Source organism: Acinetobacter sp. AC1-2 (genome assembly GCF_016124155.1).
GTDB classification, from domain to species: Bacteria; Pseudomonadota; Gammaproteobacteria; order Pseudomonadales; family Moraxellaceae; genus Acinetobacter; species Acinetobacter calcoaceticus.
Map to the genome: position 1 here is coordinate 454375 of NZ_JABFFO010000001.1, position 26555 is coordinate 480929.

The 26555-nt window shown below is 37.8% G+C and carries 21 protein-coding genes; 10 read left to right on the forward strand and 11 right to left on the reverse strand.

Annotation, left to right across the window (positions count from 1 at the left end; translation table 11 throughout):
- Positions 1-174 precede the first annotated feature (174 nt).
- Positions 175-645 (forward strand): AnBLUF65 family BLUF photoreceptors, encoded by a 471-nt coding sequence (locus HL290_RS02095; protein WP_198495445.1) that lies wholly within the window; start codon positions 175-177, stop codon positions 643-645.
- Here the strand turns inward: HL290_RS02095 and HL290_RS02100 are convergent, their stop codons facing one another.
- The 6 genes from HL290_RS02100 to HL290_RS02125 all read right to left on the reverse strand — a co-directional run bounded on the left by HL290_RS02100 (position 646) and on the right by HL290_RS02125 (position 8453).
- Positions 646-969, reverse strand: a complete 324-nt coding sequence (locus HL290_RS02100) for a hypothetical protein (protein WP_198495446.1) — start codon at positions 967-969, stop codon at positions 646-648.
- Between the two features lie 578 nt (positions 970-1547).
- A complete protein-coding gene (locus HL290_RS02105; protein ID WP_198495447.1) occupies positions 1548-2153 on the reverse strand; it encodes a LysE family translocator in 606 nt (201 codons plus the stop codon).
- A gap of 50 nt (positions 2154-2203) precedes the next feature.
- Entirely contained in the window at positions 2204-3037 is an 834-nt protein-coding gene (locus tag HL290_RS02110; protein WP_198495448.1) for an AraC family transcriptional regulator, read from the reverse strand.
- 105 nt (positions 3038-3142) lie between these two features.
- The gene (locus HL290_RS02115; RefSeq protein ID WP_003650782.1) at positions 3143-4504 is read right to left on the reverse strand and encodes an MATE family efflux transporter; all 1362 of its coding nucleotides are present in this window, start codon (positions 4502-4504) and stop codon (positions 3143-3145) included.
- 1074 nt (positions 4505-5578) lie between these two features.
- Positions 5579-6859 (reverse strand): OmpP1/FadL family transporter, encoded by a 1281-nt coding sequence (locus HL290_RS02120; protein ID WP_198495449.1) that lies wholly within the window; start codon positions 6857-6859, stop codon positions 5579-5581.
- Between the two features lie 151 nt (positions 6860-7010).
- Positions 7011-8453 (reverse strand): efflux transporter outer membrane subunit, encoded by a 1443-nt coding sequence (locus tag HL290_RS02125; protein WP_198495450.1) that lies wholly within the window; start codon positions 8451-8453, stop codon positions 7011-7013.
- Between the two features lie 127 nt (positions 8454-8580).
- Here HL290_RS02125 and HL290_RS02130 point away from each other — a divergent pair, with 127 nt between their 5' ends.
- The 4 genes from HL290_RS02130 to HL290_RS02145 all read left to right on the forward strand — a co-directional run bounded on the left by HL290_RS02130 (position 8581) and on the right by HL290_RS02145 (position 14316).
- Positions 8581-9201: a TetR/AcrR family transcriptional regulator gene (locus HL290_RS02130; RefSeq protein WP_198495451.1), complete on the forward strand. Its 621-nt coding sequence runs from the start codon at positions 8581-8583 to the stop codon at positions 9199-9201.
- Between the two features lie 82 nt (positions 9202-9283).
- On the forward strand, positions 9284-10408 hold the full coding sequence (locus tag HL290_RS02135; protein WP_198495452.1) for an efflux RND transporter periplasmic adaptor subunit: 1125 nt from the start codon (positions 9284-9286) through the stop codon (positions 10406-10408).
- The gene (locus tag HL290_RS02140; protein WP_198495453.1) at positions 10405-13470 is read left to right on the forward strand and encodes an efflux RND transporter permease subunit; all 3066 of its coding nucleotides are present in this window, start codon (positions 10405-10407) and stop codon (positions 13468-13470) included. Before HL290_RS02135 ends, HL290_RS02140 begins: the two co-directional genes overlap by 4 nt.
- A gap of 39 nt (positions 13471-13509) precedes the next feature.
- On the forward strand, positions 13510-14316 hold the full coding sequence (locus HL290_RS02145; protein ID WP_198495454.1) for an oxidoreductase: 807 nt from the start codon (positions 13510-13512) through the stop codon (positions 14314-14316).
- Positions 14317-14366: 50 nt separating this feature from the next.
- Here HL290_RS02145 and HL290_RS02150 read toward each other — a convergent pair whose 3' ends face one another.
- Entirely contained in the window at positions 14367-14741 is a 375-nt protein-coding gene (locus HL290_RS02150) for a winged helix-turn-helix transcriptional regulator (RefSeq protein ID WP_013197269.1), read from the reverse strand.
- Between the two features lie 109 nt (positions 14742-14850).
- On the opposite strand from HL290_RS02150, the gene HL290_RS02155 reads away from it, so the two are divergent.
- Positions 14851-15600, forward strand: a complete 750-nt coding sequence (locus tag HL290_RS02155; RefSeq protein WP_198495455.1) for an NADPH-dependent F420 reductase — start codon at positions 14851-14853, stop codon at positions 15598-15600.
- Between the two features lie 124 nt (positions 15601-15724).
- On the opposite strand, the gene HL290_RS02160 is transcribed toward HL290_RS02155, so the two are convergent.
- Positions 15725-16198, reverse strand: coding sequence for a hypothetical protein (locus HL290_RS02160; protein ID WP_004643411.1), 474 nt, complete (start codon positions 16196-16198; stop codon positions 15725-15727).
- Between the two features lie 118 nt (positions 16199-16316).
- Positions 16317-17402: a hypothetical protein gene (locus HL290_RS02165; protein WP_198495456.1), complete on the reverse strand. Its 1086-nt coding sequence runs from the start codon at positions 17400-17402 to the stop codon at positions 16317-16319.
- A 242-nt stretch (positions 17403-17644) separates the two neighbouring features.
- Between HL290_RS02165 and HL290_RS02170 the strand changes: the two genes are divergently transcribed.
- Positions 17645-18268, forward strand: coding sequence for a TetR/AcrR family transcriptional regulator (locus HL290_RS02170; RefSeq protein ID WP_080027453.1), 624 nt, complete (start codon positions 17645-17647; stop codon positions 18266-18268).
- Positions 18269-18284: 16 nt separating this feature from the next.
- On the opposite strand, the gene HL290_RS02175 is transcribed toward HL290_RS02170, so the two are convergent.
- A complete protein-coding gene (locus HL290_RS02175; protein ID WP_198495457.1) occupies positions 18285-19304 on the reverse strand; it encodes an AraC family transcriptional regulator in 1020 nt (339 codons plus the stop codon).
- A 107-nt stretch (positions 19305-19411) separates the two neighbouring features.
- On the opposite strand from HL290_RS02175, the gene HL290_RS02180 reads away from it, so the two are divergent.
- On the forward strand, positions 19412-21652 hold the full coding sequence (locus tag HL290_RS02180; RefSeq protein WP_198495458.1) for a fatty acid desaturase: 2241 nt from the start codon (positions 19412-19414) through the stop codon (positions 21650-21652).
- 114 nt (positions 21653-21766) lie between these two features.
- Here HL290_RS02180 and HL290_RS02185 read toward each other — a convergent pair whose 3' ends face one another.
- Positions 21767-22918 carry an alpha/beta fold hydrolase gene (locus HL290_RS02185; protein ID WP_198495459.1) on the reverse strand — a complete coding sequence of 384 codons (1152 nt, stop codon included), beginning with the start codon at positions 22916-22918 and terminating at the stop codon, positions 21767-21769.
- Positions 22919-23278: 360 nt separating this feature from the next.
- Here HL290_RS02185 and gltS point away from each other — a divergent pair, with 360 nt between their 5' ends.
- Positions 23279-24514 carry a sodium/glutamate symporter gene (gltS, locus tag HL290_RS02190; protein ID WP_198495460.1) on the forward strand — a complete coding sequence of 412 codons (1236 nt, stop codon included), beginning with the start codon at positions 23279-23281 and terminating at the stop codon, positions 24512-24514.
- 210 nt (positions 24515-24724) lie between these two features.
- Positions 24725-26551, forward strand: coding sequence for a monovalent cation:proton antiporter-2 (CPA2) family protein (locus HL290_RS02195; protein ID WP_198495461.1), 1827 nt, complete (start codon positions 24725-24727; stop codon positions 26549-26551).
- The last annotated feature ends 4 nt before the right edge of the window (positions 26552-26555 follow it).

The window sequence follows — 26555 nt, forward strand, 5'->3', positions numbered from 1 at the left end:
ATCACTAATCACTAATCACTAATCACTAATCACTAATCACTAATCACTAATCACTAATCACTAATCAGTCATTTGTTAATGCTTAGCGTATGAAGAAATATAAATTATCAGGAATAGATATGTTAGATTGGAAAATCTTTAGATAAAGAAATTTTATATTTCACGGAATTGTTAATGAACGTTCGACTGTGTTATGCCAGCCAACGAAACGAAAAAAATGAAGATTTACTGCAAGATTTACGTGATATCCTAACAGAAGCTCGAAATTTCAATGACTTGAATCAAATTTGTGGTGTGCTCTATTATGCCGATAATGCTTTCTTTCAATGCCTAGAGGGTGAACAAGAATTAGTGGAAAGATTATTTGAAAAAATTAAAAATGATCAGAGACACTACAATGTTAAATGGCTATGTACATATTCCATTGAGAAGAATTCTTTTCAGCGTTGGTCAATGAAATATGTACAGCGTAATACAAATATTGAATCTTTCTTTTTAAGTATGGGAGAAACTAGTTTTAATCCCATTCGTCTTGATGAGCAGAATTTAAAAAATTTCTTAAATGAATTATTAATTGCTGAGCAAATCAAAATTAATACAGTTAGGAAAGTAGGTATGATTAAGCGTGGGGTGAACCCTTTCTAGCTATTTGGCTATCACCCCAATATGGATAGTCTTGAGTTTAGGAATGATTTTAGTCATAACAAGATAGACAATAACTGAACTTGTGAGCATCCATATCACTTCTAAACTTTGGCTAATAACAAACATCGCCCAGTAAAAAAAGCTAAATAAGGCGAGACATAGTCCACTACCTTTGAAATACCAAGTAATAAATATTCCAAAAAGTGTAGAAGAGAGTAGAAGGTTGGTTGTTTCGTTCATTCCTAGGTAGTTAAAGAAAATAATCAGTAAGCATAAAGCTAACATTGATAGTAAATATACAAATATATTTTTTGCAATAAACATTTTCTATATCCTATCTGATGATTAAAAAGTTATCTTTCCTCTGTTTTCAGAGGAAAGATAGTACATATTAAATTTTTGAGATTCTTTTTCTATTATTAGGAGTTTTTATATTAATAAAGATAATGTTACCGATTCTCCAGATCTCTTCATTAATATTCAGCTTTCTATTTAATAGTAAAGAGTGCTTATATGTACTGAAATTAATTATAGGAAAAACAATTGCTTATGATGTAGGTTTTGGCTTACATGGTTGTGAGAAATTACCTACATTTGTTCAAAAAATAGACAAAATTTACAGAATAATATTTAATATAAATTTATATTTAACAATGATTTATTTGGTTTTGTTGTTAGGTTGAGTTTTACATAAATAACAAAAAGTAACATGTGTTTTAGAGAGCATGTTCCTCAAAATAAAAAATATTAGGTCATTAAATGAGTAGTCATTAAAAAGTTATTTTATGAAATTATAAGAATAAGTAGTTTTTAATATAGAAAATTAATAATAAAAATTTATATGACCTAATTTATATATTAAAAAGTAGATATCCTTATCCTGTTTCGATGATTTTTTATTATTAAAATGTAGATAGGACGGGCAACCATACAGAGATGAGTAGTGTTAGCGCCATCATTTTATTAAAAATGTTCATATGCTTTGTTTGTGAAAATAATCGATTGCTTAGCCTACCCGCTAAGGCCCACATGTAAAGGCAAGGAATAGCTATAACGAAAAAAATGAAGGATAAAATTGAGACATTTATCCAGATATCTTGCCCTTGTTTTGTGTAGACGCTAATCACTGCAAAAGCCATCATCCATGTTTTAGGATTAATTGCTTGCATAAAAAAGCCAGTAATGAAACCAATCGGACCTTTTTCTTTGTCTTGTTCGAAATGAATAATAGGATTGTAGTTATATAATTTCCAAGCCAACGAGGTGAGCCAGATTAAACCAATGAGTGTCATTATTTTTTGAATAATTGGGTAAGCCAGAAGGATTGAACCCAGCCCAATGCCAACGATGAGCACAAGTAGGGCAGCCCCGATGCAAGAACCTAAAATGACAGGAAACGTTTTAGAAATTTTATAACGGCTACTTAAATTTAAAATTATAAAATTAGTTGGACCGGGAGTAATTGAGGCAACAATAGCAAATAATGAAAATGCAGTGAGGTTTTCCATCTTGTCTACTTGAGTTAATAGGGAGAGATAAGATGAAATAATTAAGATTTTTAATCTTGAAGATTTGTGCAGATTTTTCTATAGGCAGCAGGTGTTAAACCATAGCAGCGTTTAAACCAGCGACTTAAATGACTTTGGTCAGCAAAGCATAAATCTGAAGCAACTTGTGCAGGTGATATGCTTCTGGCGAGTAAATCACGCGCTCGTGTAAGTCTGAGTTGAATGAGATATTGATGAGGTGCTAAATGAAAAGTTGCTTTAAAAATGCGGTGAATATGGTATCGGTCTAGGCCGATCATGCGAGCGATGTCTTCAAGCCCTATATCTTCAAATAGATGATCATGCAAAATATCTCGGATTTGGTGTGCGATTCGAGGTGTGTGAGTAGAAGACGAATGGTGAGCTTTTTTTAACCATTTCCCTTGTGCGATATGATGAATAAGTAGGTCTAGACTATTATCTTTGACAATATTCATTTCTTTATAGTGCAGATGCTGGAATGCTTGAGAAGTAATAATAGCGAGCTGTTCATCTGACTTTAATGGTGCATCAATCACTAACTCGTAGTGATCAGGGCTATTATGAAATAAACCTTGGATACGTTGCTTTAACCAGTCTGGATGTAGGTAGAGCATTTGGTAGGTAAAGCCATCAGATGCAGGAGCATGTCCATCATGGATTTCTTCTGGTTCAAGCATAAAGACTTGTCCCGCATGACTATTGATTTGCTTTTTACGACAGTGAAATTGTTGAATGCCGGATTCAGTTACACCAATTAAATAGCTCGAATGCCAGTGGGGATCATAAGCATGACCAGTAAAATGGGCACGGATTGTTTCAATACCTGTATTGGTATCTTTTGAAATATCCACCCAGTTACCCATAACAATCCACCCATAAATTTTTAAGTTTTGCCCTTAGAACGGTACAAAAGAGGTGAGTGTAGTTCTAGAAGATTTGTGCAAAATCTTTAAGAAAGTTGAGCAATTTTATCTATGAATAAAATTTGCCAAGCAGGACACCAAACCAAATATCAAAGCACTCAGGCCAATAACTTGAAAGAAAGTTGATAAACTTGCATCAAAATATAGAACAGCGATACTTCCGAGAACAGCTGCAATAATCATTCTGATGGTACCAGCTAAGATGGGGCCTAATAATCGTTTTGAACCTTGGCCTGCAAAATAAAGAGCCATACCTATACCTATTGCTCCGTAAAAAGGCGCAACATGCTGCAAGTAATTTGTTCCAGTCTGAAGGACAGATGGATCATGACTGAAAAAACCAAGCCAAATGGAAGGGAAAATACTAAAGAAAAGTCCTATTGAGCCAGTGATAAGGAACGTAATAAAAACCCCGATCCATGTGATACGACGTGCTCTTTGAAATTGCCCAGCTCCATAATTAATACCTACCATGGTCATGATTGCTGAGCCAATGCCGAACATAAGCGGAACTTGCACGTAGTCTAGTCGGGAAGCAATACCGTACCCAGCGATTGCATCAGAACCAAATTGACCAACTAAGGTTGTTACGATGACAACAGTTAAATTGAGTTGAATTATTCCAATAGCAGACAGTGAACCAATACCAAGAATATCTTTGAAGAACTGAAAATTGATAGGCTTGATCGATAATTTGATAATGCTATGCGTTGTTCGCATGTGCCTAATTAAGCATATGATGGCAAAAATATAATAACTTAAGACAGCGAGCCCAGCTCCAGCTACACCCAATGAGGGAATGAATCCCCAACCAAAAATGAAAATAGGTGATAGGGGTAAAAGTAGTACTCCACCTAGAAGCGTTATGCGGGCCGGAGTTTTTGTATCACCTGCACCACGTAATGCGGCTGAGAGTAGGGCTACAGCCCATATAAGGGGTGAACCTATAAAAATAATATTGGAATATTTTAGGGCAGCATCTAAAGCTAAGCCAGTAACGCCCATTAAGTGATATATCATCTGGGCTGAGGTGAGCATAACAATACTAAAAACTCCTCCCAAAATGCCAGCAAGAATTACACCATGCCAGACAAGGGATTGGGCATCTTCTGATCGACCTGCTCCAGAAGCTCGAGCAATTGCTGAAGCTAGTCCTCCACCAAATCCACCATTCGCTAGCATTTGCATGAGCATAAGAATTGGGAACACTACGGCTACGCCAGCTATTACATCCGTTCCTAGAGAGCTAACAAAATATGTTTCTAGTAATCCAATCAGAGTTTGTACAAGCAAAACAGCTATGGTTGGTAACGCCAGTTTTAGCATTACTTGGGGAATGGGTCCGTTTAAGATCGCATGATTTAAATCATGTGTATTTAACGGCTGGCGTACTGATTGTTCCCGCATAATAATTCTCGCTTTATAAACTGCTACAGCAGTAAGGACTGAATCAGTTTGTACCTGTACTTTTCTATCCGTGAATTGCAAAGCATTAGCTTATATTGGTAAGACAACGAGAGTTTTAGACAATATATTTATCCAATGTTTTGAATAATTATTAATTGTGACTATATTATAATATGGTCACTATTTGTCAATAATAAATAGGTCGAGTTAAACTGTCATTTTCAAAAAAGGGCCAAATAAAAATATGAATCGGGAAAAGAGTAGTTATCTTCTCCCGACGGGAGGACCAGAAGATTATGAGGTAAGAGATCAAATCCTAAGTGCTGCTACAGAGCACTTCAGTCGCTATGATTATAAGAAAGCTACAGTTTCTAGTTTTGCAAAATCTATAGATTTTTCTGAGCTTATTTATATAATTTAATTAATTTATTATTTGTAATCAGTAGCTTATTGTAAGATAAGAAGACAAAAAATTATTACACGAAATGATGCAAAAACGATGTGGTTTTGTTTATTGTAAAAGAAAGAATTGAGTTTCTAAGGCAGTCAAAGCGATTTTCCTAGTGATCAACTTATTTATATCCATTATTTTGTAATAGAGAATTAATCATCAATACGAATGTATTAAGGCTACTTTTTGATCTTATATTAAGAAATTTATTGCCTTAATCGGTTTGTGACTTATGATTGATTTGGTTATTTTTAAATAGTTTCTTAAAAATTTTACAGGACGTTGGTTCTCATATGCTTTAGTGCTTTATTCCGTTTACTGCAATATATTTAATTCCATTATTTTCGTTAAGTTGTGCTGATAATACTAAACAATACACAAATGACCCATGAGCTTTCACTGATAAGATATACGTAGGATTGGAGAGTCTTAAATACTTAAATCTAAATATTTCTAAGGTCAAGAATTAAAGTAATTAATAAACAGGACAAAACCGTGAAAGAACAAAGAATAAATTTAATAGACTGAGACCCGTACGTTACAGAACTCAGTCTAAAAGCCTTTAAATCAAGTCAACTAACTTTTGGGCTCAGGTCATCTAAATGTTTTTTTAATATCAATCATTAGAACTTATAGCCCATTTTTAATCCATATGCGATGGCATGATTATCTTTAAACTCCGCAACATAATTTGGTGTATTAAATTGCGCACTAGTTTGTAAGTTGGCATCACCTAACCAGAAATATTTTACCCCACCTGAAATAAACGTTTGTGGTGTTGGGCTGAATTGAGCACCTAAGCCAAGATTCCAATATCCTTCTGTCGGCCCTAATGCAGTCACAAGGTTACCTGCCCCAGAATCCCAACCTACAGAAATATTTCCTGTCCATTGGTCATTTAATTTACGGCCTATACCAATATTTGCTGACCATTGGTCATCACTATAGGCAGCTAGATCAAATCCATTTGGTTTGCCAACAGAGGGGCCTGCGATTTCTGAAGCTACACCGAATGCATAAGGGCGGATTGTGAAATCTTTCCAGTTCACCCAGCGCGCATTTGCAAATGCAACTGTATTCGCCATGATACCTGTTTGAAAATCTAGATTAACAGATTGAGGCGTAGTAATTTTTGTTTGCTCCAAGCCATTATTCATATTAATAAAAGTGCCAATATTTTGCCCTAACGTTGCAATAGAACTCTCATTAATTGTCATTTCATGATCAATTTCAGAGCGATAAGTAACAGATGCTTTTAATGCAATTTCTGGAATTTGATATGCAATACCAACCAACCAGCCAACACCGTCAGTTTCTTTAATGTTGAGATTATATCCACCAAAGCTGTTATTCCCGCCAAATGCTAAGCCACGAAATTGAGCATCACCTTCAATTGTTTGGTAAACGGGACCTGCATAAAAATTAAAATTTTCATTTGGTTGGTAGCCAAGCAACATTGAAATACTTTGGGTTTTTACTTCAACTTCCAGTGACTCTGTACCATTGTGAAATAGTCCTAAGCCACCTGCAGCAGCTGATGCTGGGTCAGAGAGCGAGTAAGTAACATCTGCGCCAAATGGTCGGTCATAAATTAGACCAAAAGAGAAGTTGTCTGTTACTTGTAGCTTTAGCGCAGCGCTAGGGGAGTAATAATCATCCCCCATGTCACTAATATTTGTATTTTGTAAACCAATCACGTTTGGTGGAGTTGCATTTGGTGAATATTCATTACGCACTTTACCTGAAACGTTTGGATCTAATATAGAAATACCCGCTTCAAAGTAATTACCTGGTTGCAAGAATGCAGAGATAGACTGACCTGAGCGGTCTAGAGATGCAGCCAAGGTCCCCGTCATTGGTAAAGTTACTAAAATAATTACTGTACCGAATGTTTTAAATTTCATTTGTGTCTTTCCTTGAAGTGAAAATGTTTGTTGGACATTTTGTGTTTATGTTTCCTAGAGAATTTGGTTAATCGAAATGAAATCATTGCTCCTGTAGGTATGAGGTAATCCACCATCTCATTCAGTGATTTTAAATTTTTGAAATTTCATATTAATAATCATTGGGTTGCCAGCCACCACCCAGTGATTTATAAACTGCTACGGCAGCAAGGGCTGAATCGGTTTGTGCCTGTACTTTTCTATCTGTGAATTGCAAAGTATTTGAATCTGCTTGTAATACTTCTATTCGACTGTTAATTCCTTTTTGATAGGCAATTAAAGCGATTTTCTGTGCATGGTGTAGCGCATTTTCACCATCTTGAAGTGCTACAAGTTGTTCTTGTCTTTTAGATAAAGTTGATAATGAGTTCTCTACATCTTCCGCTGCATGTAAGACGGCTAATTGGTAGGCTGCAAGTTTTTCGGCTTCTTGCCCCTTAGCTAAGCGAATTTCTGCATTAATTCGACCAAAATCAAATAAACGCCAACGTAAGCCTAATAAGCCAGCAGCCTGATTGGCACCACTTGAAAATAAGTTTCCACTTGCTGTGGTTGCGCTACCTATCAAACCGCCTAAAGAAACCTTTGGGTAATATTCTGCAATCGCACTGCCAATGCGTGCATTTGAAGCTGCCAGTTGCCTTTCAGCCATGATGAGATCTGGTCGTCTACGTAAAAGATCGCGGGGTGTTCCTGTTCCTGTTTCTGTAATGTTAGGAATAACAGGAATTGGTTTTAGTTCTGCTAGTTCAGCTCGGTGAGTTCCTGGTACGGTTCCAAGCATGACGTCAAGTGCATTCATGGCAATGTCTAGATTCATTCCAAGTGCGGGAACTACAGCTTGAATTTGAGCAACATTCGCTTTAGCTTGTTTGACCTGAAATTCAGATGCCAATCCTTTGCTATATAAAAGTTGAATAATTGAAAGAAGTTTTTGTTGCGTTTGTAATTGTTGCTGGGCAATGTCTAATCGAGATTGTAATCCTCGAATATTAATATAAAGATTTGCTGTTTGCGCTGCGACCATTAAACGAACTGCTGATGCTCCTGCATTCGAAGCCTGATAGTTTGCTAGAGCACTTTCACGGTCTCTTCGAAGGCCTCCGAAAATATCTAATTCCCAAGTGGCACTTAGGTTTGCCTCATAAGAACTACCATGTCGGTCAAAATTAGGTATTGAATTTAAAACTTGCCCCAGTGGAGTTTCAACGGATTGGTAAGCTTTAGCTGCTTGTGCGTCAACACTACCTATTGGGCGTAAAGAAGCATTGACTGCCGATAAGCCTGCTTGAGCTTGAGTCACACGGGTATATGCTTGGGTCAGATCCAGATTTTGTTTTAATGCTAATGTGACATATCGAGTAAGTTGGGGGTCATTAAAACTTTTCCACCATACTTCAATATCTGCTTTGGTTTCGTCACTTGGTGAGTTTAAGGGAGCGCCAAGATATTGCTCGGGTAGAGATATGCTAGGACGTTTATAATTAGGACCTACGGTACAAGCAGCAAGAATGCTGGTGAGTATTGGTAGGAGAACGATAGATCTAGATAACATATTTTCCCCAAGGCGAGATTTTGAACAATGGCTTAATTGTGACTATAATACAATTTAGTCACTTGTTGTCAATATCAGGGGTCAAGAGTTAAACTACAACTTTCACACAAAGGTTTAAATTGAAAATATGAGTAAAGAAAAAAGTAGTTATCCTGTTTCAAAGCGAGGACCGGAAGATCATGAGGTAAGGGACCAAATCGTGGTTGCTGCTACAGAGCATTTCAGCCGCTATGGTTATGAGAAAACTACAGTTTCTGATCTTGCAAAATCTATAGGCTTTTCTAAAGCTTATATTTATAAATTTTTTGAATCTAAACAGGCAATTGGCGAGATGATTTGTGCCAATTGTTTGCGTGAAATTGAAGATGAAGTTAATGCTGCCATTCAAGAAGCTGAATATCCTGCTGAAAAATTGAGAGTGCTTTTTAAAGTAATTGTGGAAGGGAGCCTTCGTTTATTTTCTCAAGATCGTAAGCTCTATGAAATTGCAGTTTCTGCAGCCTCTGAGAAATGGGATGCTGCGGTCGCTTATGAAAATCGAATTCTTAAAGTACTACAAAATATTATTCAAGAAGGTCGTCAAACTGGTGATTTTGAAAGAAAAACACCTATTGATGAAGCAGTTAAGGCTATTTATTTAGTTATGAGACCTTATCTACATCCATTACTTTTACAACATAGTATTTCATATAACGCTGATGCTCCAGTGTTGCTTTCTAGTCTTGTGCTGAGAAGTTTATCGCCATAATAAATTTGTGACTATTGACTAAATTGGTCACTTGATTAAAAATGAGTCTCCTGATTAATTTCTTCAAGGGGGGGACTCTAATATGCGTTATCGTCGCCTTATTCCATTTGCTGCAATATATTTATTTCCTTTTTTCTTGCTAGGTTGTGCTGAAAATACACAATCTGACCCCCGTACTTCGGCACCATTAGTACGAGTCGCAACTGTGCAAGAAGAAATTACTTCTGACTCAAGAGCATTTACAGGCACGATAGGCGCACGGGTAGAAAGTGATCTTGGTTTTCGTGTCTCTGGCAAAGTAATCAAACGGTTTGTTGAAGCCGGTCAGACGGTAAAACGCGGACAGTTACTGATGCGTATTGATCCGGTTGATTTGGAACTTGCTGCCAAAGCTCAGCAAGAAGCTGTAGGTGCAGCCAAAGCACGTGCTGAACAAGCAGAAAAAGACGAAGCTCGATATCGTGATTTGCGTGGAAGTGGGGCTATATCTGCTTCCGCCTATGATCAGATTAAGGCAGCAGCAGATACGGCGAGAGCACAACTAAGTTCAACGCAAGCTCAAGCTAAAGTCGCATTAAACGCCAGTCACTATGCCGACTTAACAGCCGATGGTGATGGCACAATTATGGAAACACTGGTTGAACCGGGGCAAGTCGTAAGCGCGGGTCAAACAGTAATTCGTTTAGCTCATTCTGGTCAAAGAGAAGCAGTTATTCAGCTTCCCGAGACTTTACGCCCTGCAATAGGAGCTATTGGTCAAGCCACTCTCTTTGGTAAAGAAAATATCAGTGTCCCAGCTAAGCTTAGACAGTTATCAAATACAGCAGATCAGCTCACTCGTACTTTTGAAGCACGTTTTGTATTAGACGGAGATTTGGCAAACGCTCCTTTAGGTTCAACCGTCACTGTACGTATTGGAGCTCAAAATCAGAGTTCACAACATTTTTTACAAGTACCGATAGGTTCACTACTTGATAAAGGAAAGGGAGCAGGAGTATGGGTAATTAATGGAAAAACTCAGAAAGTAACGTGGCGTTCTGTTGTTGTAAAACACGTTGATGATGAATATGCGTATGTAACTGGCAATATTCAGAGTGGAGATCAAATTGTTGCTCTAGGTGCACATTTACTTCGAGAAGGCGAGTTAGTCCGTATTGCATCACAGGCAAATAATCCTTCAATTGGAAATGAAGGAGGACAATCATGAGTGAGAAAGGTTTTAACCTGTCAGCTCTTGCTGTTCGTGAACGGGGTATCACTCTATTCCTGATTTTTCTAATTTCAATTGCAGGCGTTGTTGCATTTTTTAAATTAGGTCGAGCTGAAGACCCAGCCTTTACAGTTAAGGTCATGACCATTGTGACTGCTTGGCCCGGTGCAACTGCACAAGAAATGCAAGATCAAGTCGCTGAAAAAATCGAAAAACGGATGCAAGAGCTGCGTTGGTATGATCGAACAGAAACCTATACAAGGCCTGGGCTAGCTTTTACGACACTAACCTTACTTGATAGCACACCTCCATCTCAAGTTCAGGAGGAGTTTTATCAAGCGAGGAAGAAAGCAAATGATGAAATGAGTAATTTACCTTCAGGGGTAATTGGGCCACTTGTTAATGATGAATATGCGGATGTAACCTTTACTTTATATGCTTTGAAGGCAAAAAATGAAGCACAAAGATTGTTGGTGCGTGATGCAGAAACAATTAGACAGCAGCTACTTCATGTACCTGGGGTAAAAAAGGTCAATATTATTGGCGAGCAACCTGAACGTATCTATATTGAATTTTCACATGAGCGCTTGGCAACACTAGGCGTAAATCCACAAGATGTGTTTGCTGCACTTAATAATCAGAATGTACTTACTCCAGCTGGTTCTATTGAGACCAAAGGTCCTCAAGTTTTTGTCAGATTGGATGGTGCTTTTGATAAGTTACAAAAAATTCGAGACACACCTATAACTGCTCAAGGTCGTACCTTGAAATTGTCAGATATTGCGACTGTTAAACGTGGTTATGAAGATCCTGCAACATTCATTATTCGTAATGATGGAGAACCTGCTTTATTGCTAGGTGTAGTCATGCGTGAAGGGTGGAATGGATTAGATCTTGGTAAAGCATTAGAGAACGAAGTTGGCTCAATCAATGAAGATTTACCCCTTGGTATCAGCTTAAATAAGGTGACCGATCAAGCGGTAAATATTAGCTCGTCGGTAAATGAGTTCATGATTAAGTTCTTTGCAGCATTACTCGTGGTGATGTTTGTAAGCTTTATCAGCATGGGATGGCGAGTTGGACTTGTTGTTGCTATGGCTGTACCACTCACATTGGCTATTGTTTTTGTGGCGATGTTGGCAACGGGCAAAAACTTTGACCGAATTACACTGGGTTCTCTTATTCTTGCCTTAGGACTCTTGGTTGATGATGCCATTATTGCCATTGAAATGATGGTCGTCAAAATGGAAGAGGGCTTTAGTCGAATAGCTGCATCTGCTTATGCATGGAGCCACACCGCAGCACCTATGCTTTCTGGAACATTAGTCACAGCTGTTGGATTTATGCCAAATGGCTTTGCCCGATCTACGGCTGGTGAATATACCAGCAATATGTTTTGGATTGTCGGCATAGCCCTTATTGCTTCATGGATTGTTGCAGTCGTTTTTACACCTTATTTGGGTGTGAAGATGTTACCTGATTTTAAAAAAGTCGAAGGTGGACACCATGCAATTTATGACACACCAAGATATAACCGTTTCCGTCAAATTCTTGAACGTGTCATTGCACGTAAATGGCTTGTTGCTGGTAGTGTTATCGGATTATTTGTTTTGGCAATAGGCGGAATGACATTGGTGAAAAAACAATTTTTTCCAATCTCTGACCGACCTGAAGTACTTGTTGAAGTACAAATGCCTTACGGTACATCGATTACGCAAACTAGCGCTACTACAGCCAAAGTTGAAGCTTGGTTATCTAAGCAAAATGAAGCAAAGATTGTGACATCGTATATTGGCCAAGGCGCCCCTCGGTTTTATTTATCCATGGGACCTGAGTTACCAGACCCATCCTTTGCCAAGATTGTGATACGAACTGACAATCAAGAAGAACGAGAAGCCTTAAAACATCGTTTAAGACAAGCTGTTTCGAATGGGCTTGCTTCTGAGGCGCAGGTACGTGTCACACAACTAGTCTTTGGACCATATTCACCCTATCCAGTGGCTTACCGTGTTACAGGGCCAGACCTAGAAAAATTGCGTGTAATTGCAGCTCAGGTTCAGCATGTTATGAATGCTAGCCCAATGATGAGAACTGTAAATACCGATTGGGGAACTCGTACACCAGCCCTTCATTTCACATTACAGCAAGATCGCCTACAAGCAGTTGGTCTCACCTCAGCTTCAGTGGCACAGCAACTACAATTTTTGTTAACAGGTATTCCGATAACATCTGTGCGCGAAGATATTCGTACAGTACAAGTTGTTGCTCGTTCTGCGGGTGATATAAGACTGGATCCTGCAAAAATTGGTGATTTCACACTCACTGGGGCAAATGGACAACGTATTCCTCTGTCACAAATTGGCAAGATTGAAGTGCGGATGGAAGAGCCTGTCATACGCCGTCGAGATCGCGTACCAACAATAACCGTTCGTGGAGATATTGCTGAAGGATTGCAACCACCTGATGTATCTACAGCAATTACCAAACAGCTTCAGTCAGTTATAAAAAATCTACCGAAGGGCTATCGCATCGTTGAAGCGGGTTCTATTGAAGAGTCGGGTAAAGCCACTAAAGCTATGCTTCCTATTTTCCCGATCATGTTGGCAATGACTTTGCTCATTATCATTCTTCAGGTGAGATCTATAGCTGCAATGATTATGGTGTTTCTCACCAGCCCGTTGGGATTAATCGGTGTGGTACCGACGCTTCTATTATTCCAGCAGCCTTTTGGTATCAATGCCTTGGTTGGGTTGATTGCATTGTCTGGAATTTTAATGCGAAACACACTCATCTTGATTGGTCAAATTCAGCAAAACAAGCAAGCAGGACTCGATCCGTTGGATGCTGTTGTGGAAGCAACAGTACAACGTGCCAGACCCGTCATATTAACGGCTTTGGCAGCTATTTTGGCTTTTATTCCTCTGACTCATTCGGTGTTCTGGGGAACGCTAGCCTATACATTGATTGGTGGAACACTGGCTGGAACCATTTTAACTTTGGTTTTCTTGCCGGCTATGTACTCAATCTGGTTCAAAATCAGGGTCAAACCAACAGCTTAACCATCAGATTCTTAAGTTTAAAAATTATTCGGAGTTCATATGTCAAACTCACAAGTAGTGGTAATTACTGGTGTTTCATCAGGAATTGGTCAAGTCACAGCAGAAAAATTTGCTAAAAAAGGCCATAAAGTATTTGGAACAGTCAGAAATAAAGTCAAAGCCCAACCTATTGAAGGGGTTGAGCTCATTGAAATGGATGTGTCTGATGAGGACTCTGTCCAACTTGGGATTCATTCTATTATTGATAAGGCAGGGCGTATTGATATCTTAATTAATAATGCTGGAGCAAGCCTGACTGGGGCAATAGAAGAGACCTCTATAAAAGAAGCAGAATTTTTATTTAATACGAATGTATTTAGTATTCTCCGTACGATACAAGCGGTATTACCATATATGCGAATACAACATTATGGAAGAATCATAAATATTAGTTCGGTATTGGGTTTTCTTCCTTCACCTTATATGGGGGTATATTCTGCAACTAAACATGCAGTTGAAGGATTATCCGAATCTTTAGATCACGAGCTTCGTCAATTTGGCATTCGCGTGACATTGGTGCAACCTTCTTTCACCAAAACCAATCTAGATAAAAACGCACCTGTAGTAAGCTCTAAAATTCCTGAATATGACAATGAACGTAATTTAGCTGCACAGGCCATATCGAATCAGATTAATCATGCATCCCAACCGGATGGTGTTGCCGATACGATCGTTACGGCAGCATTGAATGATTGGCAAATGCGTCGTACACCATCTGGACAAGCGTCTTTGTTAAGTAAGTTACGTCGCTTCATGCCAAGTGGCCCTGTTGATAAAAGCATTAGAAAGACTTTCGGTTTGAAATAACTTATTTTTATCTTATAAAAACTAAGCATAAATTTTATGCTTAGTTTTTATTATTTTGAGTCGCTATTTAATTTTTGATTTTTAAATTCTGCCCATTCAATAAGTGCTTCCATTGAAGGACCAAGTGCTAATCCTATTTCACTAAGTTCATATTCAACTTTGGGGGGAACTTGTGGATAAACAGTACGCTTAATAATCCCATCTTGTTCTAATTGTTTAAGTTGCTGAATCAACATTTTCTGATTAACGCCTTCGATAAGTTTTTCTAATGCAGAGAAACGTAGGGGTTGTTTAGCTGCAAAAAGTTGACAAAGGATAATTATTTTCCATTTTCCTTCAATAGCTTTAAGGGCTTCAGAGGTGATTTTTGCCCATACTATCCGCTGTTGAGGATCTTCACAATTCCAGTCACGTGCTGCTTTCATACTTACCTTTTAGGAATATACTTACTTTTTTGTGTGTACTTCCTATTATCTCAGCTTGTCTTTAAACTTAAAAGTGTTAACTGTATTAAATTTCTCAAAAGGCTGATATATGAAAATAGGTATTGTTGGAGTTGGTAATATTGGAAAGACCCTTGCACGTCTTTTAAAAGAAGCAGGTCATACTATATATATTGCGAATTCTAGAGGTGTGGACGGTGTAAGAAAAATTGCGGATGAAATAAACGTAGAAGCAGTCGATATATATGGAGCTGTTAATTCTTCAGATGTTATTATTTTATCAATTCCTTTCCCAGCTATAAAAGAATTACCAACAGATTTATTTTACTCAGCAGCTACAGACAAAGTAATTATAGATACCAGTAATTATTATCCTGATTTCCGTGATCCGCATATTAAAGAAATTGATGATGGAATGACAGAAAGTGTTTGGGTATCCAAGCAGATTAATCGTCCTGTTATTAAAGCTTTTAATAATATTTTAGCTTATTCACTTGCAGAATTAGGCCAAGTTGAAGGAAGTAAAAATAGATTAGCGATAGCTGTTGCTGGAGATAGTGTACCTTCAAAAAATGTTGTTATGAGCCTTGTTAATGACATAGGTTTTGACTCTGTAGATGCCGGTAGTTTGGAGGATTCTTGGAGACAACAACCATGTACGCCAGCATATTGCTGTGATTATGATCAGCAAATGATGAGGAAAGGACTCGCTATTGCTCAAAAAGGAGAGGCCCAAAAAAAGCGTGATCGTTTACCTGAACTCTTCTCAAGCTTAGGGGCTAATCCAACGCATCAGGATATTGTTCAAATGAATCGAGATTTAAATCCAATACTCGATTAACTTTTAAAGATTATTTTCTAAAACTTAATTTTAAAAATATAAAGGGCTTATTTTTTATAATTATTAAATAAGCCTAATTGTTTGAATTAATAAAAATTCTCTATTTAATGGAGTCTGGTGGTAACTATCTAAGAATTAAAAATTTATTGGTGGTAAAGTTTTGAATAAATAAAGATTTTTTAAGAGGGCAGATTAATGCTTTTCGATTCATGATTCCATAAATTAAATATACATATTCTTGTGATGAACCAACTAATGCAAAAAGTTGATCTTGCTGATCAATACCAATAAGAATTTCATTGGTTAATTTTAACATATCAAAAGGTGAGGCATTTTTCTTGGCCTCAACAGATATATTGAAATTTTCAAAAGTTTTCTTGATATCAAGTAATGAATAATAGAAATTTTGCTGATTTCGTTGAGCTTGCAAATAAACAGCAATACGTTCTATATCTATTGGTTTATTGTGTTTTGCAGCAACTGCTGAAGCAAGAATAAAAGAAATGTTTGAAGTATTTGAGTCTATTGAGCCCACTTTAAGTTTAGAAATAGAACTCTGGATATTATCAGGTATATGTTTGACGGAAGCTGAGCACATATTTATTGACCTATAGACTGTGATAGCTTGGGCTGTATTCAGCCCTGCTAATAGTGGTATGAAAACCATGAGTTGTTTTAATTTAAGCGTCATATAAAAGCTTGTATGCAATTTTTACTTAGCAAAACTTTAAGTTCCCGTAGCAGTTTTTGATGCCTATCTGTCCAGAGTCAATAGGATTAATAATTAACTCTCTACCAACTAATCCTCCTAATGCCTCGCCAAGTCCTACATCGATCCGCTGTTGTGTTTCGATATCCGTGAGTAAAACTTTAGGTAAGGAAAGCCACCATCCTGGTTGAGCGGCAACTGTATTGTCGAAAGTTCCTGTACTTATTTTTTGCCAACGGATGGCCTCTTTTTGTAAGGATAGTGATGTGTCACTAGTAGGAATTGTTCCTGCTGCATCCTGAGCTAGTAAAATTTCATGGAAACCAGACAGCGGATAATCTTTTAATGTGGCATTACTGAGAGTTAAACCTAAAGGTAGATCTAAGAGACCTAATACTCTTAATGGACCAGTTTTAGCGACTACATTATCCAGCGTTGCTGTTGTAGAGCGGTTAAGAATAAGCGGTTTGTTATAATCATTAATATGTGCTTCTGTAGAGATCAATCCATTTTCAATCACTACATTCTTCAGAACAGTATTAGTAAGCGTTAAATTCAAATCACCAGATAAAGAGTTAATTCCTCCTGTGTCATCAGCTAATGTTGTTAAATCTGTATTTGATCCCAATCCAAGTTTGCCTAATATGCCTAATGCCCCAAGGCGAAAACCAACAATTTCTCGAGTAGAAGCACTGTCCGGCGATTTGATAGCAAACTCGATAAAAGGATTAGTAATAACGGCATCTGATCCTGCATAGCTACCATTTACGGGGAGGACACCTGCTAAACTAATATTTTCAATATCAATGTCACAACCCACTCCTTTAGTCCCACCGCAACCTAACTGTAAACTTTTAATATTTGCATTTAACTCTACTTGTGCTTCCATTCCGAGACGATAAAAACCTACATCTGTATTTGGATTACCATTTTGATTAGCTGCAATATTGGTTAGATTAAATAATGCTTGACCAGTTACACCAGATAAACTCTTATCATCTAAGAGGTTGAGTTCTGCTTTTACAAGTGAACTGACCAACATCAATGGTATTGTAAATAACAAAGCCTGTTTTATACTTCTAAAATTGTTCATATCAGTTCCTTTGCTTAAAGATGATTTAGCTCAAAGGAAAGTTTGCATTTCTTTATAAGCTCAATACTCTTTTGTTTTCATAGGCCTAGTATTATTAATGTCCTTTCCTAGGCAATATGGATATTTATAAGCAGCTCTATTGAACGGGAATTATGATTTGCTCTTTTGTGTGAATTAAACAACAATAAAGCATAATGTGTTCAGTGCACACATTATGCTTATAATATGTGCGCGGTGTCAACATGTCTTCTATACAATCTCAAAAATCAAATTATCATCATGGAAATGTGCGTGAAGAATTATTAGATGCAGGATTAGCTCACCTAAAAAATAGTGATGCCGAGAGCCTTAGTTTTCGAGAAATGGCGAGACAAATTGGGGTAAGCGGAAATGCGGTATACCGGCATTTCGAAAATAAAGAGAGCTTTTTAGCAGCATTGGCAGCCAAAGGATTTAAGCTCTTGCAAGAGGAGCAAAGCCAAACGTTGCAAGATGCTAATTCTCAGCCAGAGGCGTTAAAATTATTTGGTTTAGCCTATATTAACTTTGCAAAAAATAATCGAAATCTCTTTGCCTTGATGTTTAATCCTGACTTACAAAAGAATGAAGCACTTGAGTTAAAAGAGGCAGTGGGTAATACATATACTCAGTTACATCAATTAACTGCTTCAATATTGGGTGTGGATGAAAATGATGCTCAAGTTGAAGTATTAGCAATGTTGAGTTGTAGCCTTGTACATGGTCTATCTCATCTTTTATTAGAAGGGCGTTTGGCTGAATCAGAAGAAAAAGCGAATAATTTAGTCTTATTAATTATGAATTATGCTACGAGTTTGCTTACTGGAGCTGGCGTGGATAAGCATTAAAATATTAAATATAAATTTATTTTTGCCACCTAAAATTTCGGGGAGAAATGCCTTTCCAACGTTTAAAGGCTCTGGAAAATGCTGAAACTTCGGAATAGCCCAATTGAATGGCAACTTCTTCAACTGTTAAATTGGTGGTTTTGAGTAAGTCTTCGGCTAAGTCTTTACGAATGTCATCTATAAGCTGTTCATAGGTAACTCCTTCAATTGCGAGATGACGTTGTAATGTTCTGAGGTTGACCTGAAGATGGGCTGCCATTTCATCAATTCTGGGCATTTGTGAGGGTTGTTGGAGTAAAATATTTCTGACTTTTTGGCTATAGCTGCCTAGAGAACTTCTTCGCGTCCAAAGTTGTTGGCATTCTTCTTCATATCGTGCACGAATAAATGGGTCTGCTTGAGGTAATGGTAAATCAAGCAAACTGCTTTCAAAGATAATACAGCTACGTGGCTGATTAAATTGAATTGGATATCCTGTTAATTCGGGAAATTTATCGGCATACACAGGTGCAGGTAAGGCAATATTAATGCTCATTACAGGAAACTGTATAGGCAAGACATCTCGTTGAATTGATATAACAGTTATAAGATCTCTTTCAACCAGAAAACACGCTAAGTCATCAGGTAATTGACTATGATCAAAAATCAGTAATGTATATATATCTTCCTGAATAACTTCTAAATTGCAAAAAATGGAACTAAGTTGAAAGTATCGCATAGCAAAATGTAAAGCTTCTTTCATTGTCTGACTACTAAGAATGGCAAAACCCCATGCACCAAATGTGGTTGTATGGTGCCTTAGACCTGCTTCTATACTCAAGGGAAGTGTAGGATCTAGTAGTTTAAGTAAGTTTCGAATAACTAAAAATTCTTGTTCTGCTTTTACCTCAAAGTTAGGTTGCGATAAATCATTCAAAGAAATATGCGTGTTTTCTATACAAATTTCAGGTGTTAAACCATGTTGCTGACCTATCATAAGCAATATGCGAATAGCACTGATACTGCGAGGAAAATCCCAATATAATTGTATAGACATGCTTTATGTGTCATGAAATGTCAAGTTTGGTAGTATAAAGTCATTCTGCTAATGTTCAAAACTTTATATCTTTTCGGATAGGATTAAATCCGATAGGGATATATAAAATGCTAAATAATAAAGACGGCAAGCACGAAAGTTTAACGGCAGCTTTAAAAGCTTTATATGATCAAACTAAAGCAAAAGTTGGTGATGCAGACCTAGCACATATCAGAAATGTTGCCGCTTACTCTCAAGCGATTAAAGCGCGTAGTAATGAGTTGATCCAACAAGGTGGAAAACCTAATGCCATAATGCGTGGCGCGATATTAGGTGCATTGCATACATTACTTGAGTTTTCTGAACTTGGTCATAACATCATGCATGGTAGTTATGATCATTTGCCAAATGCAGAGTCTTTCCATTCTGAACGTTGGGTTTGGAATTTTATGGTGGATCCTTATGAATGGCGTGTGATGCACCATCAAAATCACCATCCTTTTACTAATATCGTTGGCGTAGACCATGATTTGGGATATTCCTTTTTACGTATTAAGCCAGGTCAGCCATGGTATGGTCACCATACTTTGCAACTTCCACTGTTGTGGGTTTTATTATTAACAACACCTAATCTTGTATTTTCTTTATTTACTGGAGCATCAGCTGCTAAAACAGAAGGGCGTAAAGTACTTAGTCGAACCACCATTGAACAAACCTTAAAACTGACAAAAAAATATATTACTCAGCATTTTTGGAAAGATCCTCTTTCGGTCTCTCCTCATCGGATATTGCCGACATTTTTGGGAAATTATCTGAGTACAGTTTTGGGCTATGATTTGACTGTTGCCGTCTTATTTCTGGAACACCATTCACCCAATGTTGAGTTATTTAGTGACCCGGGATTGAGTGAAACAGAAGAAGAATATTTTCGCCGTCAAATTTTAGCGACAAGTAATTTTACGCCTTATGCCCAACTTGATAATTATTTTAAAACATTGTTGGAAGAGGAAGTTGCATTCGATAATCCACCTGCATTTGATGTGTTTTATGGTGGATTGGACACCCACTTAGAGCATCATTTATTTCCAGACTTACCATGTAATCGCCAAAGAGAAATCCAGCCCTTTGTTAAAGAAATCTGTTTGCAGCATGGCTTACCTTACAATGTTATGTCTCTTGAAGATGTTGTGCCAGATATGATGGTCAATGTACTCAAATTGGCGAGTCCTGTAGGCGAGCAAGAAAGAGGAAATTTTTTTAAAATACTAAAAAATCCTAAGGAGTTATTACGCCGAGTTGTATATGGAGCCCAATATAAGCTGCCAGATAATATGACGTATTTAAATAAGCCTCTTTTTTATAATGTACCTGTTAAGGTCCTTGCTGTTTTTCCGCAAGCAGGAAATCAGGCATTAATGATACGTTTTGAAAAACCTCAAGGATGGGAGAGCGTAACTTGGGAAGCTGGTGCATTTATTTCCGTACGGGTGGAAGTCGAAGATGAAAGTCTGGTTCGACAATATAGTTTGTTAAGAGACAGTCACGAGGCTGATAATTGCTTGGAAATTGCTGTCAAACGTGTAGAGGGCGGACGTGTTTCGAATTATATCAATGATCATATTAAGAAAAATTCACATATGATTTTGGTAGGAGTACCGCAGGCCTCTCCCGATTTTATGATGAAAGAAGTACCTAAACAGATCGTTTTTCTTGCGGGTGGTGTTGGTATTACACCAATTTTGAGTATGTTACGTAAGGCACGACGTGAAGCTCCACATAGCCAAGTTAGGTTACTTTATTTTAACCGTAATGAGAGATCTATTATTTTTGAACATGAATTACGTGAAGTTGCCAACTTATCTGGTTTTGATGTGCATTTTATATGTAATGAGATAGACCCTAATTATCCAATTTCAGGGCAAATGTATCAGGCGAAACTAAGTGCTGAATTACTAGCTAAAGTTGTTCCCGATATAACAGCACATGAAGTGTATGTTTGTGCTCCACCAGGATTTATTACTGCCTCAAAATCTATATTACTGGATTTAGGATTACCTGAAATACAATTTCATACAGAGAGTTTCACTCCTCCGGTAGTAGAGCACCCAACAGATGGTAAAGATCATGTTATCCACTTTGCACGGAGTGGTATTGAGATTGTGGTTGATGGAGGGACAACGCTATTAGAAGCTGCACGTTTGGCTGGCGTTAATATTCCATCGGGATGTGAAAGAGGGTTATGCCGTGCTTGCGTCTGTAATAAGCTACAAGGTGTTACTACTTTAGATCAATATAAGGCACAACCAGATTTACGAATTACCACCTGCAACAGTTTGCCTCGTTCGGATAAGTTGGTACTGGATATTTAACATCTTTGAATATGGAATTATTAATTTTTACTTTAAAGCTTAAGAGTTAATCACCACAATAATAAAAACCAGCGTATGGCTTGCTAAGCTGGTTCCCAATATTGTTTAAACGAACTAACCTGAACGCTCAACTAACCAAGTACTTATTTCAGGCCAGACCGCTGTAGGTGCTTGGCTTCCGGAAACAACACCCATGTGTCCACCCGGTACGACCTTAAACGTTTTATCTTGGCTGCTAATTAAATCCATGAGTGGCTTAACAGCATCAGTGGTCACAATAATGTCCGTACTACCACCCAGTGCTAACACTGAACATTCAATATCTTTTAAATAGGCTGTAAGTTCACCGAATTTCACTACACCGTTGGATAATTCATTATCAATCCAGAAACGAAGGATGATGTCGCGCATGACTCCACCTGGATACGCCAGCATATTGTCGATAAATGAACTAGAAGTTGCGTGGTCAATAATAAATTCTCGGTTATCGAGGTTTTTAAAAAGTTCCCAATACGTTTTTAGATTTCCAATCGGGTCAGTTAATTTAAAGCCTAGTGTGTTTTGCCATCCATGAATATGAAATGCCTTACTTGGCACATGGTGGCGAATACGAAACGGCGTATGTTTGCGAACCCATTGTGCAGGTTTGGTTAAGCTGCCATAGAGTTTGCCCATATATCCGGCTTTATGCGTATCGATAGGGGAAGCTAAAATAATTAGGTTTTTAATATCTTTGTCTTTAAATAATGCGGTATAGCAGAGTGAAAGTGCACCGCCTAAACTCCAGCCATGTAAAGAAAGCTGTTGTTGACCACTGTGTACGCGGACCTGTTTTAACATTTCAGGCATAAAGACTTTAATGTAGGTGCCGAAATTGTATTTTGCTTGATGTCGGGTGGGTACACCCCAGTCAATTAAATAGACATCAAAACCTTGTGCTAAAAAGAAGCGGACAAAGCTGCGTGTAGGAAACAAATCATAAATGAACATGTTAACTGCTAGTGGCGGAACGATAACTAACGGTACGCGGTGTTTAGCTGTAGAGGTATTCATCTCATTTCTATAATGCCGTAAGCTAATAATTTCATGCTTATAAATCACGTCAAAGGGCGTTTTTCCTGACAACGCAATTTGAGGACCTCTAAAAAATAGATCCGATGCATTGATCAGCATGTGAGGTATTTTTTGACCAGCACGTGTCTGAAGAGATTTTTTAATGGACTGTAGCTGTGGAACGTTCTGTCGAACTTTAAGCAATAAACTCATTGAACATAAAACCTATAAAGATGTTGCCCAGAACAATAACGAGCTGGTCTTTTAAGGATATTAAAGGGAATGAGAGCTAAGTTCAGTGACTTAAAAGACAGGATTTTTTGCTTAAGGTATCAAAGCATAATTATTTTTAATTGAGAATATTTTTGGTTAAGATTTTGAAATTAAATGATTAAATTGATCTTGTGGGGTGATTTTGTATAAAATATTTAAAAATTTAAGTTTTTCTTAATAATGGTTGAGATTTAATGGTAGGGTAATTTTGTAAAGTTTGTTTGTGTTTTCTTTACATATTAAAAAATAAAATATAATTATTTTACAATCCGTTAGGAATGTAATTAGAAAGTAGTATATATGGAATTTGTTTTTAATGGTTTTTATACACTAATTTCGGCGGTCATCGTTCTATTGTTGGGCCGCTTTCTTGTCAATCGGATTGATTTTTTAAAACGCTACAATATTCCAGAACCTGTAGCAGGTGGTTTAGTTGCTGCGGTTATCTCGCTACTTGTCCATACCATATGGGGATATAGCATTGTTTTTAGTAGCGAATTACAAACCAGCTTTATGCTCGTATTCTTTGCTTCTATTGGTTTAAGTGCCAATTTTATGAAGCTTAAAGAAGGCGGTATGGCTTTGGTTATCTTCTTAGTCTGTGTAGCGTCTTTTATTGTTGTGCAAAATGCGGTGGGCATGAGTCTTGCGACGTTGCTTGGTCTTGACCCACTCATTGGCTTAATTGCGGGTTCAATTACCTTAACAGGTGGTCACGGTACAGCCGGAGCTTGGGGTGAAATTTTAGAAACTCAGCATGGTATTCAGGGTGCTCTAGCTTTAGGAATGGCGAGTGCGACTTTTGGTTTAATTATTGGTGGTGTGATTGGTGGCCCATTAGCAAAATTGCTTATCAATCGTTATAGCCTTGCTCAACCAAAAACTAATGCTGAAATCCAACAGCGTGATGGTCATCTTGAACAAAATTCGGATGATCTCGCACCGTTTGAAAACCCACATCAAGTACGTTTAATTACTGCCGATAATGCAATTACTACGCTAGGTATGTTTGCAGCGTGTTTGGCATTTGCTGAATTTATGACAGGCTTTAGTAAGGGTACTTGGTTTGAGTTACCAACCTTCGTTTGGGCATTGGGTGGCGGTGTAATTCTAAGAAATATCTTAGAAAGCGTGTTGAAAATTGATATTTTTGACCGTGCGATTGATGTTTTTGGTAATGCATCATTATCGCTTTATTTAGCAATGGCATTGCTTTCATTAAAGCTTTGGCAACTTGCAGATTTGGCTGGGCCACTTGTGGTGATTTTAGGTGCTCAAACCATTACGATGGCTTTGTATGCTGCTTTCGTGACCTTCCGTGTGATGGGCAAAAACTATGATGCAGCGGTGTTGTCAGCAGGGCATTGTGGTTTTGGTATGGGTGCAACGCCAACAGCAGTTGCTAATATGCAGGCGATTACTAACATGTATGGACCATCGCATAAGGCATTTTTAATTGTTCCGCTTTGTGGTGCATTCTTTGTCGACTTAATTAATGCGACAGTCATTCAGCTCATGTTGAAATTCGTTGTTTAATAAAAAAAAAGCCCGTAAGGGCTTTTTTTACGAGTGCTTATTTATGAATATTAAGATAAAGAGATATTTCGTTCGTATGTATCGGCTCAATTTTTATTTTCGGGTGATTTAAGTCATTTTATTTTTAGGATGCTTTTTCTCAAAAGTAATAATCGCCCTTAAACATAGTTTCACATAGAATAAATTGCAGATAAATAAAATGAGAAATGTATGAGCTCAGAAGCACATTCAATTAGCTTGGTTGCCCCTGTGGTTTTATTGGCAGCGGCTGTAATAGCAGTTCCTATTTTTAAACGTATTGGTTTAGGTTCAGTATTAGGTTATTTAATTGCAGGTCTGATTATTGGCCCATTCGGTTTTGCTTTTTTCCAAGATTCCACCGCAATTTTACATATTGCCGAGTTGGGAATTGTGATGTACCTATTTCTGATTGGTTTGGAAATGCAGCCGTCACATTTATGGAGCCTTAGACGCGAGATTTTTGGCCTTGGCACACTACAGATCATCATTTGTGCACTGGCTTTGACTGGTGTCGGACTGTTATTTGGTTTTACATGGCAAGTTGCTTTTATTGGTGCAGCAGGATTTGTACTAACGTCGACTGCTATTGTGATGCAGTTATTGGGCGATCGAGGTGACTTGACCCAATCTCGTGGGCAAAAAATTGTAGCCATCTTATTATTTGAAGATTTACTGATTGTACCATTGCTCGCTATTGTTGCTTTTATGGCACCTAATCATGTGGTCGAAAGCACGTCTGTACGTTTAGAAAATATAGGCATTGGTTTAATCGCAATTGCAGGTCTTATTGCGGCAGGTTATTGGTTACTTAACCCATTATTTAGACTCTTGGCTGCTGCTAAAGCCCGAGAAGTGATGACTGCCGCAGCATTATTGGTTGTGTTGGGTGCAGCGTTGCTCATGCAAGTCAGCGGTTTGTCTATGGCAATGGGTGCTTTCTTAGCGGGTGTGCTTTTATCTGAATCAACCTTTAGACATCAAATTGAAGCTGATATTGAACCATTCCGAGGAATCTTGCTGGGCCTGTTTTTCCTTGGGGTTGGCATGTCATTGGATTTATCAGTGGTTGCTCAAAACTGGCAGCTCATTGTCAGTGGTGTAATTGCCCTCATGCTTGCCAAAGCACTCATGATTTATATTGTCGCCCGAATAACGAAAAGCCCTCATACTGAAGCCTTGGACCGTGCCTTACTCATGGCTCAGGGCGGAGAGTTTGCCTTTGTACTTTTCTCTGCTGCATTAAGTGCCCAAGTCATTGACGGTACAATTAAATCTAATCTTACCGCTATTGTTGTGCTTTCAATGGTGTTGACTCCAATTGTAGGTATTATTTTTAAACGGTTTACTCAATTTAAAGCGAATGTTTCATTAGAAAACGTCAATATTGCCGAGGGTTTAAGCGGTAGCGTTTTAATGATTGGATTTGGGCGCTTTGGACAAGTCACCAGTCAATTATTATTGGCAAGAGGGGTAGATGTCACCATTATTGATAATAATACGGACATGATTCGAAACGCTGAAAAATTTGGTTTTAAAATTTATTATGGCGATGGCTGTCGCTTAGATATTCTACATGCTTCTGGTGCTGCAACAGCACAAGCGATTGTGGTGTGTGTAGACAGTAAAGAGACAACCAATAGAATTGTGGAACTCGTCACTCATGAATTTCCTTTAGCGAAATTATTAGTCCGTTCATATGACCGCGAGCACTCACTGCATTTAGTCAAACAAAAAGTAGACTTCATGATCCGTGAAACGTTTGAATCTGCGATTAAGTTTGGGGGAGTAATTTTACAAGAACTTGGTGTGGATGAAGACGAAGTAGAAAGAATTACCGAAGAAATTCGAGATCTTGATAATGAGCGCTTTGAAACTGAAATCGCAGCAGATGACGTAAATGCGGGAGTTGGTATGCAATATACACATACGCATCCCCGACCAACAGCACCATTGATTCGACCAAAACGGGAAGGGCGGATTTTAAATAAAGAAGGTAGCTCAGATAACGATTCTTGATGGG